The sequence below is a fragment of the Azoarcus sp. L1K30 genome (assembly GCF_018122735.1).
In the GTDB taxonomy this organism is placed as follows: domain Bacteria; phylum Pseudomonadota; class Gammaproteobacteria; order Burkholderiales; family Rhodocyclaceae; genus Parazoarcus.
In genome coordinates, this window is record NZ_JAGRRD010000001.1 from 345,835 (window position 1) to 362,621 (window position 16,787).

Consider the following 16,787-nt stretch of genomic DNA (forward strand, 5'->3'; position numbering starts at 1 on the left):
AGTGCCCGATCGTGTCAGCGTTGGGCGGTCCTGTATGAATTCGGAATTTCTCGACTATTACAACAAGGAGCTCGGCTACCTGAGGGAGATGGGGAGCGAGTTCGCCGCCGCCTTCCCGAAGGTCGCGTCCCGCCTCGGCATGCAGGGCGAGACCGTGGCCGATCCCTACGTGGAGCGCCTGCTGGAGGGCTTTGCCTTCCTCGCGGCGCGTATCCACGTGAAGCTCGATGCCGAGTTTCCCCGCTTTTCCCAGCGCCTGCTGGAGGTGGTCTACCCGCACTACCTCGCGCCGACGCCATCGATGGCGATCGTCCAGATGGTGCCGGACGAGCAGCAGGGCGAGGACAAGCAGTCGGGCGGGATGCTGATTCCGCGCGCAACTCGTGTCAGTACTGCGGCGGTGCCCGGGACGCAGACACCGTGTACCTTCACCACCGGCCAGGATGTCGAGGTGTGGCCGATCGACATGCTCGATGCCACGGCCGAACTGCCGGGCGAGGACTTGGGTAATCTGCGGCTCGAAGGCACGGAGCCGGTGAAGGGCGTCATTCGCCTGCAGTTGCGATACCGTCAGAACGACCCCGCATTGCGTGGGTGTCCCGATCGCCTGACGTTCCACATCGCTGCGGAAGAGCCGGACGCCAGTACCTTGTACGAGGCCGTCGTCGCGCATGGACTGGGCGTCGTCGTCAGGGAGCGTTTCGGTCGTGGCGTACGAACGGTGCTGGGTCGAAGCGCGATCAGGCCGGAAGGCTTCGGTGCCGATCAGGCCTTGCTGCCGACGGACAGTCGCGTGTTTCAGGGCTACCGGCTGCTGCACGAGTATTTTGCCTTCCCGCGGCGCTACCTGTTCTTTTCGCTGTCGGGCCTGGCCAAGGGGCTGCGGCGGATCGACGAGGCCCACTTCGAGTTGTTGATCCTGCTCGATTGCGATCCTGCGACGCTGGGACTGCAGGTCAGCCGCAAGGACTTCGAACTCAACTGCGTGCCGGTCATCAATCTGTTTCCCGCACCGGGAAACCGGCTCCTGGTCGGGCCGGAGACGCTGGAGCACCATGTGGTGGCCGACCGCACCCGGCCACTGGATTTCGAGGTCTATCGCGTCGACGCGGTCGATGGTTTCGATCGTGGCAATGACCCGGTGCGAACATTCCGTCCCTTCTATCATTACATCGCGCCCGATTGCAGTGGTACGGGCGAGGCTTTCTTCTCCGTGAGACGTGCCCCCAGGCGGATTTCAGAGCCGGCCAAGCGCAGCGGGGGGCGCTCGGGCTACCTGGGTTCGGAGGTCTATCTGTCGCTGGTCGATACCAGGGAGGCGCCGTGGCCCGAGCGCATCGACCAGCTCACCGTCGATCTGTTGCTGACCAACCGGGATTTGCCCTTGTTGCTGCCGACCGGGGACGTGCTGCGCCTGGAGGTCGATGCCGGACTGCCGGTTCATGGACGGTTGATCAAGGGGCCGACGCGGCCGCGCAACCCGGTCGCCGAGCGCGAAATGACCTGGCGCCTGATCAGTCACCTGTCGCTCAACTATCTGGCGCTGCGCGACATGGATCCGGCCAGCGGCGCGGGCCTGCTGCGTGAGTTGCTGGGTCTGTATGCGACGCTGGCAGACCCGGTGGTGGCGCGCCAGGCCGATTCGATCACCGCCACCGACACGCGCGCAGTCAACCGTCGCCTGCCGGTCAGCGGCCCGCTGGTGTTCGGGCGGGGAGTGGCGGTGTCGGTCACGGTCGATGAGCAGCCCTTCGCCGGTGGCAGTCCCTATCTGTTTGGTGCCGTGCTCGAGCAGTTCCTGTCGCGTCATGTGTCGATGAACATGTTCTGTGAGCTCGAGTTGGTGAGCACGACCAGAGGCAGTCTGGCGAAATGGCCGCCGCGCTGGGGAGGACGTCCCGATGTCTGAATCACGCGCGGTCCGCGCGGGCGAGATTCCGTATCGGCGTGTGCTGGAGTCCGAGCCGTGGCGGGTGGACTGGTTCAACGCGCTGCGCTGGTTCGATGCCCGGCATTCGGACAAACCGCGCTTCGGCAGGGCGTTCCGGCCGGGTGACGAGTCGATCCGGGTGAGCCAGCCGCCATCCCTGCAGTTTGCCCCCGCTGCGGTCTCGGGCTTCGGCCATGACCGTGCCGGGCGTGTCCGGATCGAGCAGCTCGGGTTCGGGCTCTTCGGGCCGAACGGCCCTTTGCCGCTGCATCTGACCGAGCATGTGCGCAGCCTGAGTGCGCTCGACAAGGATGAGTCGCTGTGCGCCTTCGTCGACATGTTCCATCACCGCTTCGCCATGCTCTTTTACCGCGCGTGGGCCAGTTCGCAGTCCGCCGCCAGCCTGGACCGGGATGATGAGGACCGATTCGGAACCTACGTCGCGAGCCTCATCGGCTATGGCGAAGCGGCCGCTACCGGGCGCGACGCCGTTCCCGATCGGGCGAGGCGCTTCATGGCCGGGCATCTGGTGCGGACGACACGCAACCCGGAAGGATTGAAATCCATTCTCTCGAGCTATTTCGGCTGTCCGTTCCGCGTCGAGGAGTGGGTGGCACATTGGCTTGAGCTGGCACCGGAGGATCAGTCGGCGCTGGGCTCGGTGGCGGCACATTCGGGCTTGGGGACTGGGGCCGTGTGCGGCGCGCGGGTGCCCGACCGGCGGCATCGTTTCCGCCTTCATGCCGGGCCCTTGTCCATCGCCGAATACCGCCGCTTCCTGCCCGCGGGCGATTGGCATAGGGCCGTCCGGGATTGGGTGAGGAACTACATCGGCTTCGAACTGAGCTGGGACCTGCGACTTGTTCTGCGGCGCGACGAGGTGCCAAGGACGGCGCTGGGGGGCGGGGAGCGATTGGGGTGGACGACGTGGTTGGGTACGCGGCTCCACGAAGCCGACCGAGGGGATCTCGTTCTCGATTGCGAGCGATCGGGCAGCGCCGTGCGGCCCGCCGACGCGTCGGGCGCGCAGTCAGAAATTCACTGAAATAGAGGAAGTCATCATGACCACAGTCAGCCGAGTTGCGCTGTTTGGAAAACTGAACTCGCTGTTGTACAAGGCGATCGAGGCGGCGACGGTGCTCGCCAAGCTGCGCGGCAACCCGACCGTCGAGCTGAGCCACTGGCTCTATCAGTTGCTGCAGCTCGACGATAGTGACCTGCACCGTATCCTGAAGGCTTCGGGATGCGATCACGGACGTTTGCTCGCACAGTTGCTGGCGTCGCTGGAGCGCCTGCCTGCGGGCGCGAACGGCATCGAGGATCTGTCCGGCGACATCGATCTGGCGGTCGAGCGTGCGTGGATACAGGCTTCGGTGCGCTTTGGTGCATCTGCCGTGCGCAGCAGCCATCTGGCAATCGCGTTGCTCGCCGATCGCCGCCTGCGGGAGGTCGTGATGTCGGTGTCGCGCGAGTTCGCCGCCATCGATCCGACCGCGCTCGGGGACAAGCTTGCCGGGCTTCTCGCCAACAGTCCGGAGAACGCGAGCGGCGCAGCGGAACAGGCCTATGGCGGCGCGCTGGCGGCCCCGGGAGAGACGGCGGGCGCGACTGCGCCGGCGGTCATGGGGCGCGGCGAGGCGCTCAAGCGCTACACCGTCGATCTGACCGCGCGTGCGCGTGCGGGTGAAATCGATCCCGTCACTGGCCGCGATGATGAGATCCGCCAGGTGATCGACATCCTGATGCGGCGCCGTCAGAACAATCCCATCCTGACCGGGGAGGCGGGCGTGGGCAAGACCGCGGTGGCGGAGGGCTTTGCACTGCGGATCGCGAGCGGGGAGGTGCCGCCGCCCCTGCGCGATGTCGAGCTGAGGTCGCTCGACATCGGCCTGCTGCAGGCCGGTGCGAGCATGAAGGGCGAGTTCGAGCAGCGCCTGCGGCAATTGATCGAGGAAGTGCAGCAATCCGAGCGTCCGGTGATCCTGTTCATCGACGAGATCCACACGCTGGTTGGCGCGGGTGGGGCGTCCGGTACCGGCGATGCGGCGAACCTCCTCAAGCCGGCCCTGGCGCGCGGGACGCTGCGCACGGTCGGGGCGACGACCTGGAGCGAATACAAGCGCTACATCGAGAAGGATCCTGCCTTGACCCGTCGTTTCCAGGTGGTGCAGGTGCACGAGCCGGACGAGGAGCAGGCCGCCGCCATGCTGCGGGGCGTGGTCGCTGCGCTGGAAAAACACCATGGGGTGAGCATTCTGGACGAGGCCGTAGCGGCCGCCGTGAGCCTGTCCCACCGCTACATTCCCGCGCGCCAGCTGCCCGACAAGGCGGTCGCCTTGCTCGATACGGCTTCGGCGCGGGTTGCGATCAGCCTGAACGCCATGCCGGCGGCGCTCGAAGATGTAAAACGGCGCATCGAGGTCAATGCGACGGAGCGCGCCCGCTTGTTGCAGGAGTGTGCCGTTGGCCTGGACCATGCGGAGCGCATCGCGAAGATCGACGCCGTGCTGGCAGGCCTGAATGAAGAGGCGGATGCGCTCGAGCAGCGCTGGGTCGAGGAGCGCGAACTGGTCGAGCGTATCGTCAGCCTGCGAAAGTCGCTCCTGGCGCCCCCGAGCGCGAAAGAGGGCGCGGGCAGCCCCGAACAGGCCGGGTCCGACGAGGGCGTGCATTCGTGCGATGAACCGGAGGCCGCGCCGAGCCTGGGTCGCGCCGATCTGATCGAGCTGGAGGCACAGCTCAGGCTGATCCGGGGCGAGTGTCCGCTGGTGTCATCGGCGGTGGATGAGCAGGTGGTGGCAACGGTGGTGGCGGACTGGACCGGTATTCCGGTGGGCAGAATGGTGCGCGATGAACTCAAGAGCGTGCTTGAACTCGCCGACCATCTGGAGGCGCGGGTGGTGGGGCAGCGCCACGCGCTGGAAACCGTGGCGCGCAGGATTCAGACGGCCCGTGCGCGGCTTTCCGATCCGGTCAAGCCGGTCGGTGTCTTCCTGTTGTGCGGCCCGTCCGGCGTGGGCAAGACAGAAACCGCGCTGGCGCTGGCCGAAGCCTTGTACGGCGGGGAGCAGAACCTGATTTCGGTCAACATGAGCGAGTTCCAGGAGGCGCACACCGTGTCGACGCTGAAAGGGGCGCCGCCGGGCTATGTGGGTTTCGGCGAGGGCGGGGTGCTGACCGAAGCGGTGCGGCGCCGACCCTACAGCGTGGTGCTGCTGGACGAAGTGGAAAAAGCGCATCCGGACGTGCACGAGATCTTCTACCAGGTGTTCGACAAGGGGCGCATGGAGGATGGAGAGGGGCGCGAGATCGACTTTCGCAATACCGTGATCCTGCTGACCTCGAATATCGGAACCGAGCTGATTGCCGCCATGTGCCAGGATCCGGCGCAGCAGCCCGAGCCCGAGGCGCTGGCCGACGCACTGCGTACCGAACTGCTCGAGGTGTTCCCGCCTGCACTGCTTGGCCGGCTGATTGTGGTGCCCTATGTGCCGCTTTCGGAGGACACGCTGGCGCGCATCGTCAGGTTGCAGCTCGATCGCGTCCGGGCCCGCGTGACGAGCGCACACGGCTCGCGCTTCGAGTATGACGAGCGCGCCGTGCAGCTGGTGATCGATCGGTGCAACGTGGCGGCATCGGGCGGGCGGATGATCGACGCCGTGCTCACCCATTCGGTGCTGCCGGAGATCAGCCGGACCTTCCTGGGTGCGATGGTGGATGGGCAGCCGATCGTGGATGTCCGTCTGTCTGCGGACGAGGGCGGCTTCGCGCTTGCGTTCGACCATGGCGATCGCGAAGTGGCGGCTGAAGACGCGCTTGATGCCAGCATCGACTTGGAGCGCGCGCAAGCGCCTGCTCCTGGACGGGACGGCAATCAGTTGATAGACGAAACGGTGGCTTGAGATGACGACGACCCCGTTTCAGAAGTTGAAGCCGACTGCCATCCACCCGCTCAATGCCCTTGGGGCGGGGATGCGATTGCAGGAGTTCGAAATCCGCACGGTGATCGGCGAAGGTGGGTTCGGTATCGTCTATCACGCGTTCGACACCTTGCTCGAGCGCGATGTTGCGATCAAGGAGTATCTGCCGGTCAGTCACGCGGTACGGGCGAACGATGGCAGCGTGGTGGCGCGTTCCGAGCGCCATGCGGAAACCTTCGCCAAGGGCTTGATGTATTTCCTGTCCGAGGCACGCATGCTCGCCCGCTTCAAGCATGCGGCACTGGTCGAGGTGTTTCGGTTCTGGGAAGAGAACGGTACGGCCTACATGGTCATGCCGTATTACCGGGGAAGTTCATTGAACCAGATGATCCAGGCAGGTTTTCGTGTCGAGAACGAAGACGAGTTGATGGCCTTTCTCGATCCGCTCATGCAGGGCTTGAAGCAACTGCATGAGGCCAGTTGCTTCCATCGCGACATCGCGACCGACAACATCCTGATGCTGGAGAGCGGTGAGCCCGTGCTGCTCGACTTCGGTGCCGCGCGTTCGATTCTGGTGGGCGAGGCGGAGCACTCCACCGTGATCCTGAAACCGGGATTCGCACCCGTCGAGCAGTACAGCAATGACAGGCAGCTCGCACCCCAGGGCGCATGGACCGACTTGTATGCGCTTTGTGCGGTGGCTTACCAGTTGATTACGGGCGACATGCCGGTGATGTCGGTCGCGCGAATCATGCGCGATCCGTTGGTGCCTTTGAGTACGCGAGCGCCGGCAGGCTTCAGTGCCGAGGTGCTGCATGCGATCGATTGCGGGATGAAGGTGGATCCGGCCAGCCGCCCTCAGTCCGTCGATGAACTCTTCGAATTGTTGCATGCTTCGGCAGCAGCGGGCCGAGATGGCGTGGGCTTCGCCCCCGACCTTGCCGCTCCGGTGGAACGCCCGGCGGCAGTGGCGCCTCCGACCGCATCGCCTGATCCTGTCACGCATGGGCGTGCCGACCACTCCGCCACGGCGTCGGGACGTGCGCAGGTGAGCGACCCAGGCGGCCGGGCGGATCGCGCGCCTCCTCGGTCGACGCCAATCTCGACCGTGCGTCCGGCTTCCGTGCCGCAACGCCAGTCGGCATTGTGGCGCGTGCTCGGTGCGGCGGGCGCGATCGGGGCGCTTGCCGGCTGCGTTCTGATCTATCAATCCATGAACAGCGAGCCGACATCGCTCGATGACGGCGTGGCCATCGCCGCAACCGAGCAGCAAGCCATGCCTTTTGGCATTCAGCCTGCGCCGGCCGGCGCGAATGCCGAAGTGGCGCGCGCCGCCGATTCTCCGTCCACCGCTGCCTCGGTCTCCGCGCCGATGCACGAGGTGATCGCCCATGATGAGGCTGTGACACCGGGCGCGAGCGTGGAGCGCGGATCAGCGCCGCCAATCGTGCTGGCGGCCGAGCAGGGGCCGGGTGCCGGCCCGGCAGCAGTGAGCCCGGCCACGGTTGCCGCGGCAGCTCAGACCGCTGCGTCTCAGCCGGCAAGCGCGCCGGAGGCGCCGCCGGTAGGCAAGGTCGTCGATGCGGGCGTCGTTGGTCGCGGCGAGGTCAGGCAGGTGGCACTACAGGGCACCGAGGTGCCCGCCGGCGCGACGTCGGTTCCAGCTGTCCCCGCAGCGGAAGGCGCGGCGACGGAGGCGACCGATGCGACCCGGCAGGTGCTCGATCATGGCGTGGTGGAGGTCACGGTTGCGCCCTGGGGCAACGTCTATCTGAACGGTCAGCTGGTCGGCGTTGCGCCACCACGGGTGCAGATCGAAGCCGCGCTGGGGGCGAACGAGGTCGTGATCAGCAATGAGACGCACCCGCCGCGGACGGTCAGCCTGTTCGTCGAGGCCGGAAAAACTTATCGGATCCGTCATGACTTTACGAAGCAGTGAGGCGTCTCGCCGTGCGTCCGTGTCTGTCTTATGCGGATTGATGTCTTTGGCAATATTGGGCGGATGTTCGATCCTGTTCGACTCGCCTTCGGCCGATGACGTGCCGTCGGTGTCGATCGACCACGTGATGGTGCGAAAGGCGCGCGAGACAAGCGCCGGGGGTACGTTTCCCATTGGCGGTGGCATCGGCGCTGGCGCTCCGGCGAACGATCAGGCAATGGCGTCCGCGCTCTCGATCGAGACGGGACGCAGCGGTTCCGACGCGTCCTTCCTTGTGATTGAAACCAGCGTGACCGGCGAGGTCTTCGTGGACGGACAGGCAATCGGCCTGGTCCAGGACGCGAGCCGTGCCCGCCTCGTCACGCTGATCCCGGGCAAGCACGAAGTCCGGGTGGAGCGCTTGCATGCAGCGCCGGTGCTCGCGCAGTTCTATATCGATTCGGGAGAGCGCATTACCTTGCGCTGGGAATCCCGCCAGTCACGATAAGTGGATCCTTCCATGCTTGAAATTGTTGCCATTACCTATAACGACATTGCGCCGGTTCTGCCGATTGCGGCGGTTTTGCCCGACTCCGGTGGGACGATCGGGCGTGACGAGCGCAATACCGTCGTGTTGCCCGACCCGATGCGCGTGGTATCGAGACGCCATCTCGAACTGCTGTGTGCGCCAGACGGCATGTCCCTCACCAACATCAGCGAATCGAATGCTGCGCTGGTCAACGATGTTTCGCTGGCCCCGGGGGCGAGCTGTCGCGTCGTCATCGGGGACCGGGTCACCGTGGGATGCTATGTGCTCGAGATTCGTGAGCATCGGGGCGAGGATACGCGCTGCGCGGACGGTGGCGACCTCATTGTGCGCGACTCTCCTGCAAGGTCGGTGGCGGCCGAGTACGAAGCCAGTGGGCGTGGCGGAATCGGGTCCGTCGAGGCGGAGATCGCTTCCCTGTGCGGCGGGACACCGCTGGCCGCAGCTGGCGTGACCGATGCTGATGCAACTGCGGATGCAAATGTCGATGCCATTCTCGAGACTCGCAGCGTCCGGATGTCGGACATCGATCCACTGGGTGAGGCATGGACGCACGGGGTCGATCTGGTGGATCTGTCGGGCAAGGGCGATGCCCTGGTTCGTGGCATCGACGACAATGCGCTGGCTCAGTCTCTTGTGCTCGACCCTTCCGCATCCACTGCCCGAGCGGTCCTGTCCGAGACGTCATCGGATCCGCTGGAGATCTTCGGCGCAGTGGACGGAGTCGATCTAGACCTGGCCGACATGGGCATCCTGCAGCACCCCAAGCCATCGAGCGAAAGCCATAGCGTCAATCACCGTGTCGAATTGAGCACACCCTTCGTTCTCCCGGTATCGGAAGCAGCGGCAGAGGGGCATTGGGCGGACGCGTCCTCAGCGTCGGACTCGGCGGCCGCGGCGGGTGTGCGGCCGACAGCATTCATCCCGGACGACGATTTCCTGAACGTCGCCGATGTGGTGGCGGCCCCTGCGAGTGCGGAGGCGAAGCCGAATGGCGGCGTTGCGGGCCGCCAGGGCGCGTTCAGCCAGGATCGTGGCGAACGGCTCCCGCCGGTTGGGGCGGTACCACCGCGAAGACCCCAGGCCGCGGCGCCCAAGGCATCACGGGTTGCTGACAACGCGGACACGGCAGCCAATGTCAATGAACTCTACCAGGCGCTTCTTGAAGGACTGGGGATCGACGCGCTACCGGACAGGCACGCGATCGATCCCGATTTCATGCGCCTGATCGGCCAATTGCTCAAGGCCACCACACATGGAACGGTGCGCCTGATGTCGGCGAGGGCGGCGGTCAAGCGCGAAGTCAGGGCGAACGTGACGGTGATTGCGCCAGTGAAGAACAACCCGCTGAAGTTCTCGCCCGATGGGGAAGTGGCCATGATGTACCTGCTTGGTCGTCCCTACCCGGGGTTCATGGGGGCACTCGAGGCCATCGATGAGGCCTATGGGGATCTCTATGCGCACCAGGTGGGCATGGTTTCGGGAATGCGCTCGGCACTCGGACATGTACTGGAGCGCTTCGATCCGGAGGCGATTTCACGCAACGCCAATACCAACGGCTTGATCGAAGGGCTACTGTCCGTGGGACGGAAGGCGCGGCTGTGGGACGCCTACGGACGATATTTCGAGAATACGCGCGAGTTGGCGGAGGATCGCTTCCAGGAGTTCTTTGGTGCCGCATTTCTCGAGGCCTATGAGGAGGTTTCTCAGGCGCGCGCTTCGTCGGGCTCGAACGGCGATCAGGGAGCGGCTTGATGCATCTGGCGATTGCACACTGCACGGACGAAGGCGGGCAGGCCTCCAACGATGACTTCGTGGGATTCTGTGCCACCGAGGAGATCGGCTGTTTCGTTCTCGCCGATGGTACCGGAGGGTACCGGGGTGGCGCCCTTGCCGCTCGCACCGTTGTGAACGAGGTCCTGCGGCGCTTTCGTGAGTCGCCCGTCCACCATTGCACCTGCGCCGACTGGAGCCTCGAGATTGCACGCGATGCCCTGCTCAGGGCGAGGGCCGCTCATCCGCAGATGTCGGAGATGAACACCACCTTGGCGACCTTGCTGATCGACCTGAACGCCGGTCAGGCCTGCTGGGGGCATCTTGGAGACAGCCGCATCTATCTTTTTCGCAATGGACGGGCACGTTTGCTGACACACGATCACAGCGTCGTTCAGGCCATGCTGGATGCGGGTTACACGCGGGAACCGATTCGCGGCAGTGCATACCGCAATGCGCTCTATGCATCGGTGGGGTCGGAGGAAATGCCGCCGACCGCACTTGGCGCCGAACCGCTCGTTCTGGCCGAGGGCGATGTCTTTCTGCTGTGCAGTGACGGATTCTGGGACGCGCTCGACGAATACGGCATGGAGGCAACATTGCAGGACGCCGAGACGCCCGAGGCCTGGGTACAGGTCATGGTCGACATGATCAGGAAAGAGGGGGGGACGGTGGACGACAACTTCAGCGCACTGGCAGTGTGGGTGGGAAAGAGGATATCCGTTACCCGGATTCTGGGCGCGCCCGCACCGTCCATCTCTGCCGTATCGACTGCCGGGGCACGTGGAGAATGAGGTTTCCGTTCTCGCGCCGTGAGGAGGAGCCGGTGCTGGGCTGGTTCGGAAAACTCCCCGCTGTGGGTGACTTTGCCGGGCGGGGCCTGTCCGTGTCGCTGCGTGAAAGCGTCGGGGGATGGTGCGAAGATGGTATGAAGGCGCTGGTCGATCGCGGCGGTGTCGATTGGCGTGAGGCCTACCTGGTCTCGCCTGTATGGCACTTCGTCATGAATGCCGGCCTATGGCACGACGGTGCGCTGACCGGCTGCTTTGCGCCGAGCATTGATCGCATCGGTCGATGCTCGCCGTTGATCGTATTGCGCTCCTTCGACCCGGCGCGGATCACGGACATCTTGCCGCCGACGAGCGATTGGTTGTACGCGGTCGACCGCCTGATTCGCCAAGTCGTCGGTGATGGGCTTCCGGTCGACGCGGTGCTGCCGGCGCTCGAGTTGGCCACCGATGCGGACAGGCAGGTGGGCGTGGGGGCGGAGGGGACGGGCGGTATTCTTGCCGATCTCGGTATCGAGGCGGCGCCCCTGTCCGGGGCTGCATGGTTCTCATGGCCCGGGCTCAAGACGCAATTCGGCGAACGGCGCATGACGAGCTACTGGTGGGCCGAGCCCTCACCCAAGAAGCCGCCGCTGCAATTCATTCATGGTGGAATGCCGGATGCGGCGCTGTTCGCGCTGCTGATGGGAGGATGGGTCGGGCGTGAGCACACATGACACAACGACCGTGAGCCGTGCCGGTTTTCTGCCTGCGCTCCTCGACCGCCTCACCGAACCCACGGCGGAGGCGGCCGCGCCCGGGCGGGCACAGGGGCGTGCGGCCTACCAGGAATCGGTGCTGAGAGACCTGCGCTGGCTGCTGAACAGTACGACGGCATTCCACCGAGGCGAGTTGCGCGCATTTCCCCACGCATCGCACTCGGTCGTCAACTTCGGCATTCCCTGTGCGACGGGCCTGCATCGCTCCGAAAAGGAGGCGCAGGAACTCGCCAAGGGGATCGAACAGGCCATTCTCCGGTTCGAACCGCGAATTCTCGCGGAATCGCTGATCGTCGAGGTCGTCCCCGAACAGGAGGGAAAATCGCACGCCCATCTCTTGCTGAGAATTCACGCGGCATTCTGGTTCGAACCGCACCCGATCGAGCTTTCGATCCGGGCACGTTGGCATGTCGAAGGTGGATCGGTTGAGGTCGAGAGCATCTCGGAAAGAGCCGGGCGACGCTAGATGGTGCGGATGGCCAGGCCGGCGCATGCGCGTGCGCCGAGCATCAAACGATGGGCTTCACGCCGGCCATAACGGCGGCTCATCCATCAGCGCAATCTGTTCGCGCAGCTCGAGGACACGGTCCTGCCAGTAGCGCTGGGTGTTGAACCAGGGAAACGCCGAGGTGAATGCGGGGTCGTTCCAGCGCCGCGCGAGCCATGCCGAATAGTGGATCAGGCGCAGCGTACGCAGGGCCTCGATGAGGTGAAGTTCGCGCGGTGCGAAGTCCATGAAATCTTCGTAGCCGGCGAGCACGTCGGCCAGCTGCCTGACCTGTTCGTGGCGCTCTCCGGAGAGCAGCATCCACAGATCCTGCACCGCCGGCCCCATGCGTGCATCGTCGAAATCGACGAACTGCGGACCGCTGGATTCGCCTTGTTGCCACAGGACGTTCCCCATGTGGCAGTCGCCATGCAGGCGCAGTGAGGTGGTTTTGCCTGCGCGCTCGAAGCAGCGGCGCACGCCGTCGAGCGCCTGGTCGACCGTGCTCTTCCACGCCGGCAGGATATCGGGCGGAATGAAATCGTGTGCGAGCAACCAGTTGCGTGGCTCCTCGCCGAAGCTGGCGATATCCAGCGTCGGGCGCGCCTTGAAGGGGCGCAGCGCGCCGACAGCGTGGATGCGGCCGATGAAACGGCCCAACCACTCCAGCGTCGCCGGGTCGGAGAGCTCTGGCGCACGGCCGCTGAGGCGCTCGAACAGCGTGAAGCGCATGCCGGCGTGGGCATGCAGGGTGCTGCCGCGGATGATGATGGGTTGCGCTACCGGGATCTCGCGTTCGGCGAGTTCGGCGGTGAATGCGTGCTCTTCGAGGATGGCGGCGTCGGTCCACCGGGCCGGGCGGTAGAACTTGACCACCTGCATCGGTCCGTCCTCGATGCCGATCTGATAGACGCGGTTTTCATAGCTGTTGAGCGCCAGCAGCCTGCCATCGGGCCGCAGGCCGACGCTCTCGAGCGCGTCGAGAACGAAGTCCGGGGTCAGCCCCGCGAACGGGGCTTGACTGTCTGCGGCCTTCGGCACTCAGTCTTCCCTGCGCTTCTTGGGCTTGTCCGCCGAGTAGGGGGCAGAGCGCCCGGGGCCGGCACGTCCGGGACCGCGCTCGTCCTTGCGCGGGGCGCCGGCCCACGGTTTGGCCGGTGCGCCGGGTTTGCCGTAGCCGCCCGTGGGCTTGTTGCCCCATGCCGGCTTGCCTTCGCCGCCGGCAGGGCGCGGTGGCCGACGCTCGTAGCCACTGTCTTCACGGCGCGGTTCGTGTTCGCGGCGGGCGCCATGCTCTGGCCGTGGCGCGCGCGGGCGCTCCGGCGTGGCGAGTGCTTCGGCGTCGGTCAGCGGACGGATGTTGAGCGTGCACTGCTTGACGCGGGTACGCTTGAGCACACTCAGGAGGTCGTCGGGCAGGTTGGCCGGCAGCTCGACGGTGGAGAAATCGTTGAAAAGATGGATCTGGCCGATGAAGCGACCGTCGATGCCGCCTTCGTTGGCGATGGCACCGACGATTTCCTTGGGGGTCGCGCCCTGGTTGCGGCCGACCTCGATGCGATAACGTGCCAATGCGCCATCCGCGAAGGAGCGGCGACGGGCGAGGATCTCGTCGCGATTCGGACGTTGCGTGCGTTCGCGTGCGGCACCGGTGGTGAAGACCTCCTCGCGTGGCGGGCGACCGCCGGCACTGCTGGGCGCGGTGGCCAGGTCCCAGCCACGTCCCGACTCTTCGACCTGCAGCGGGCGCTCACGCTGGGCGAGAAAGGCGAGGGCGGCAGCAATCTCGTGGGCGTCGAGTTCATTCTCTTCGACGAGGCCATTGACGACGTCCATGAAGAAACCGAGATCCTGATTGCCCAGGGTGTCGAGCACCAGTTGCTTGAACTGGTTCACCCGCAGCGTGGACACTTCCTCACGGCTGGGTAGTGCAATCGGTTCAATGGGCTGGCGGGTGGCGCGCTCGATGGTCTTGAGCATGCGCGTCTCGCGCGGCGCCACGAACAGGATCGCCGAGCCTTCGCGGCCGGCGCGCCCGGTTCTGCCGATCCGGTGCACATAGGCCTCGGTGTCGTAGGGAATGTCGTAGTTGATGACATGGCTCACGCGCGGCACATCGATACCGCGGGCGGCGACGTCGGTGGCGACGACGATATCGAGGCTGCCGTTCTTAAGCTGTTCGATGACGCGTTCGCGCAGGCCCTGGGTCATGTCGCCATTAAGCGCGGCCGCGGCATAGCCGCGGGCGGCGAGCTTGTCGGCGAGCTCCTCGGTCGCGATCTTGGTGCGGACGAAGGCGATGGCCGCGTCAAAGGACTCCTCCGCATCGAGGATGCGGGTCAGGGCGTCGAGCTTGTCCACGCCGCGCACCAGCCAGTAGCGCTGACGAATCTTGGCCACGGTGGACGTGGATGCGCGAATCTTGATCTCTTCCGGTTCGCGCAGATGGCGACGCGCCACGTCGCGAATGACGTTGGGCATGGTGGCCGAGAACAGCGCCGTCTGGCGGGTTGCCGGGGTGTGATCCAGAATCCACTCGACGTCGTCGATGAAGCCCATGCGCAGCATTTCGTCGGCTTCGTCGAGAATCAGCATCTTGAGTGCATCGAGCTTGAGGCTGCCGCGTTCGAGGTGATCCATGACCCGGCCCGGCGTACCGACGATGACCTGGGCACCGCGCGACAGCTGGCGCAGCTGCACCACCATGCTCTGCCCACCGTAGACCGGCAGTACATGGAAGCCCTTCAGGTGGTGGGCGTACTTGGCAAAGGCCTCGGCCACCTGGATGGCGAGTTCGCGCGTAGGCGTGAGCACCAGGACCTGGGGGCGGGTGTCGGCGACGTCGAGCATGGCCAGCGTCGGCAACGCGAAGGCGGCCGTCTTGCCGGTACCGGTCTGGGCTTCGCCGAGAAGGTCGCGTCCGGCCAGCAGGTGCGGGATGCACGCGGCCTGGATCGGGGACGGCGTTTCGTAGCCGACTTCGGCAAGCGCCGAGAGCAGATTGTCGGGCAGGCCCAGCTGGGCAAAGGATTCGATGGATTCAGTCATGGCAAAGGGTGAAACTCAGTGAGGCCGGGGCCAGGGGGCGCGGTGATCTGCAGCCTGAACAATGTCCAAGTATGGCTGGCCGGCACCACAAAAACAAAAACGCGGCCCGCAGGCCGCGTTATGCGTAATCAGAAAGAACTGATCAGAGCGGGCGAATGTTGGCTGCCTGCAGGCCCTTGGGGCCGTTCTTGACTTCGAATTCGACGCGTTGGTTCTCGGCCAGGCTCTTGAAGCCCTTGCCTTGAATTTCGCTGAAGTGAGCGAACAGGTCGTCACCGCCCTGTTCCGGAGTGATGAAGCCGAAGCCCTTGGCGTCGTTGAACCACTTGACGGTACCGGTTTGAGTGCTCATTTTGCGTTCCTTAAAAACATGAATAAGGGCTTTCGCCCGGAGTGCAGGAACGATCAAGAAACAAGTATCGAGGGAATCAAACCGTAAAGTTCGCGGAACGAACACGCGGAAACGACACCACAAAGACAACTGCTTGAATCGACTGCGACGCCACAATACACGTTTTTACTGGGGTGTGGGGTTTTTTTTAATGTTCGGATTGTTGTCCGGGATATGACGGAGACGATGCTGCAATGCATCGTCGTGAGCGGGCGCGCTCAAGGATGGCCCGATGATGGGATAATGCAGCCCCTTTTCCGTTTGTCCGGATTTCCGATGCCCATCCAGTGGTTCCCTGGCCATATGAATTCTGCGCGGCGCAAGGCCGCGGAGACGCTGGCCGCGATCGATGTCGTCATCGAGGTCACCGACGCCCGCCTGCCCGAGGCCAGCAGCAACCCGATGATCGGCGAATTGCGCCGGTTTCGTAACCGTCCGTGCCTCAAGCTGCTGAACAAGGCCGACCTCGCCGACCCGCAGGCGACCCAGGCATGGATGGACTTCTACAACCGCCAGCCGGGGGTGAAGGCGGTGGCGATCTCGGCCAAGAAGCCGGCGGACGTGGCCCGCATCACCGGCCTGTGCCGGCAGTTGGCCCCCCATCGCAGCGACAACATCAAGCCACTGCGCATGATCCTGATGGGGATCCCCAACGTGGGTAAATCCACGCTGATGAATGCACTGATCAAGCGCAAGGTGGCCAAGGTGGGGGACGAACCTGCAGTGACCAAGAGTCAGCAGACGCTGGACCTTGGTCCCGGGCTGACGCTCACCGACACGCCCGGACTGATGTGGCCCAAGATCGATCATGACGCCGACGGCTTCATGCTCGCCGCGAGCCACGCGATCGGCCGCAATGCGGTGATCGACGAAGAGGTTGCAGCCTTTCTCGGCGAAGTGCTGCTGCGCCGCTATCCGGCCCTGCTCGCGGCGCGTTACCGCATCGATCCGTCCACGCTCGACGGCCCGGCACTGGTCGAAGAGGTCGGGCGCCGTCGCGGCTGCCTGCAGAAGGGCGGCGGGCTCGATCTGGAGAAGGCTGCGCAGATCCTGTTGCTCGACTATCGCAGCGGTGCGCTGGGCCGGATCAGTCTCGAGACGCCGGACAGCCGCGGCGAGATGCTGGCGGCGGCGCTGGCGAACGGTCCCGCACCGGTGAATCCCGATCTTGCTCGGAATGACGACGAGGACGAAGACGAGTAGCGCTGCCCTGGACGGCTTACGGCT

13 protein-coding genes are annotated in these 16,787 nt (G+C 65.1%); 10 read left to right on the forward strand and 3 right to left on the reverse strand.

Going from position 1 to position 16,787, the window contains the following annotated elements; all coding sequences use genetic code 11:
- Positions 1 to 34: 34 nt before the first annotated feature.
- The 9 genes from tssF to tssE are packed head-to-tail and all read left to right on the forward strand — an operon-like array spanning position 35 to position 12,100.
- Positions 35 to 1,909, forward strand: coding sequence for a type VI secretion system baseplate subunit TssF (gene tssF / locus J5J83_RS01595; RefSeq protein ID WP_212344464.1), 1,875 nt, complete (start codon positions 35 to 37; stop codon positions 1,907 to 1,909).
- The gene (gene tssG, locus J5J83_RS01600; protein ID WP_212344467.1) at positions 1,902 to 2,975 is read left to right on the forward strand and encodes a type VI secretion system baseplate subunit TssG; all 1,074 of its coding nucleotides are present in this window, start codon (positions 1,902 to 1,904) and stop codon (positions 2,973 to 2,975) included. Before tssF ends, tssG begins: the two co-directional genes overlap by 8 nt.
- Positions 2,976 to 2,991: 16 nt before the next feature.
- Complete coding sequence (gene tssH, locus J5J83_RS01605) at positions 2,992 to 5,832, forward strand: type VI secretion system ATPase TssH (RefSeq protein ID WP_212344471.1); 2,841 nt, start codon at positions 2,992 to 2,994, stop codon at positions 5,830 to 5,832.
- Between the two features lies 1 nt (position 5,833).
- Entirely contained in the window at positions 5,834 to 7,789 is a 1,956-nt protein-coding gene (locus J5J83_RS01610) for a serine/threonine-protein kinase (RefSeq protein WP_212344473.1), read from the forward strand.
- 40 nt (positions 7,790 to 7,829) lie between these two features.
- Entirely contained in the window at positions 7,830 to 8,276 is a 447-nt protein-coding gene (locus J5J83_RS01615) for a hypothetical protein (RefSeq protein WP_212344476.1), read from the forward strand.
- A gap of 12 nt (positions 8,277 to 8,288) precedes the next feature.
- The gene (gene tagH, locus J5J83_RS01620) at positions 8,289 to 10,070 is read left to right on the forward strand and encodes a type VI secretion system-associated FHA domain protein TagH (protein ID WP_212344479.1); all 1,782 of its coding nucleotides are present in this window, start codon (positions 8,289 to 8,291) and stop codon (positions 10,068 to 10,070) included.
- Positions 10,070 to 10,882: a protein phosphatase 2C domain-containing protein gene (locus tag J5J83_RS01625; RefSeq protein ID WP_212344482.1), complete on the forward strand. Its 813-nt coding sequence runs from the start codon at positions 10,070 to 10,072 to the stop codon at positions 10,880 to 10,882. The genes tagH and J5J83_RS01625 overlap by 1 nt, the downstream gene beginning before the upstream one ends.
- Positions 10,879 to 11,592, forward strand: a complete 714-nt coding sequence (gene tagF / locus J5J83_RS01630) for a type VI secretion system-associated protein TagF (RefSeq protein WP_212344483.1) — start codon at positions 10,879 to 10,881, stop codon at positions 11,590 to 11,592. Before J5J83_RS01625 ends, tagF begins: the two co-directional genes overlap by 4 nt.
- The gene (tssE, locus tag J5J83_RS01635) at positions 11,579 to 12,100 is read left to right on the forward strand and encodes a type VI secretion system baseplate subunit TssE (RefSeq protein ID WP_212344485.1); all 522 of its coding nucleotides are present in this window, start codon (positions 11,579 to 11,581) and stop codon (positions 12,098 to 12,100) included. The genes tagF and tssE overlap by 14 nt, the downstream gene beginning before the upstream one ends.
- Before the next feature lie 57 nt (positions 12,101 to 12,157).
- Here tssE and J5J83_RS01640 read toward each other — a convergent pair whose 3' ends face one another.
- The 3 genes from J5J83_RS01640 to J5J83_RS01650 form a co-directional block, all read right to left on the reverse strand.
- Complete coding sequence (locus tag J5J83_RS01640; protein ID WP_212344487.1) at positions 12,158 to 13,162, reverse strand: serine/threonine protein kinase; 1,005 nt, start codon at positions 13,160 to 13,162, stop codon at positions 12,158 to 12,160.
- On the reverse strand, positions 13,163 to 15,169 hold the full coding sequence (locus tag J5J83_RS01645; protein ID WP_212344488.1) for a DEAD/DEAH box helicase: 2,007 nt from the start codon (positions 15,167 to 15,169) through the stop codon (positions 13,163 to 13,165).
- A gap of 142 nt (positions 15,170 to 15,311) precedes the next feature.
- Positions 15,312 to 15,521 (reverse strand): cold-shock protein, encoded by a 210-nt coding sequence (locus J5J83_RS01650; RefSeq protein WP_108948709.1) that lies wholly within the window; start codon positions 15,519 to 15,521, stop codon positions 15,312 to 15,314.
- Positions 15,522 to 15,836: 315 nt separating this feature from the next.
- On the opposite strand from J5J83_RS01650, the gene ylqF reads away from it, so the two are divergent.
- A complete protein-coding gene (gene ylqF, locus J5J83_RS01655) occupies positions 15,837 to 16,763 on the forward strand; it encodes a ribosome biogenesis GTPase YlqF (RefSeq protein ID WP_212344489.1) in 927 nt (308 codons plus the stop codon).
- The last annotated feature ends 24 nt before the right edge of the window (positions 16,764 to 16,787 follow it).

What these genes read in the sequence shown, in the direction of transcription:
- tssF (WP_212344464.1), top strand. Translation starts at nt 35, where the DNA reads ATGAATTCGGAATTTCTCGACTATTACAACAAGGAGCTCGGCTACCTG.
- tssG (WP_212344467.1), top strand. Translation starts at nt 1,902, where the DNA reads ATGTCTGAATCACGCGCGGTCCGCGCGGGCGAGATTCCGTATCGGCGT.
- tssH (WP_212344471.1), top strand. Translation starts at nt 2,992, where the DNA reads ATGACCACAGTCAGCCGAGTTGCGCTGTTTGGAAAACTGAACTCGCTG.
- J5J83_RS01610 (WP_212344473.1), top strand. Translation starts at nt 5,834, where the DNA reads ATGACGACGACCCCGTTTCAGAAGTTGAAGCCGACTGCCATCCACCCG.
- J5J83_RS01615 (WP_212344476.1), top strand. Translation starts at nt 7,830, where the DNA reads ATGTCTTTGGCAATATTGGGCGGATGTTCGATCCTGTTCGACTCGCCT.
- tagH (WP_212344479.1), top strand. Translation starts at nt 8,289, where the DNA reads ATGCTTGAAATTGTTGCCATTACCTATAACGACATTGCGCCGGTTCTG.
- J5J83_RS01625 (WP_212344482.1), top strand. Translation starts at nt 10,070, where the DNA reads ATGCATCTGGCGATTGCACACTGCACGGACGAAGGCGGGCAGGCCTCC.
- tagF (WP_212344483.1), top strand. Translation starts at nt 10,879, where the DNA reads ATGAGGTTTCCGTTCTCGCGCCGTGAGGAGGAGCCGGTGCTGGGCTGG.
- J5J83_RS01645 (WP_212344488.1), bottom strand. Translation starts at nt 15,169, where the DNA reads ATGACTGAATCCATCGAATCCTTTGCCCAGCTGGGCCTGCCCGACAAT.
- J5J83_RS01650 (WP_108948709.1), bottom strand. Translation starts at nt 15,521, where the DNA reads ATGAGCACTCAAACCGGTACCGTCAAGTGGTTCAACGACGCCAAGGGC.
- ylqF (WP_212344489.1), top strand. Translation starts at nt 15,837, where the DNA reads ATGCCCATCCAGTGGTTCCCTGGCCATATGAATTCTGCGCGGCGCAAG.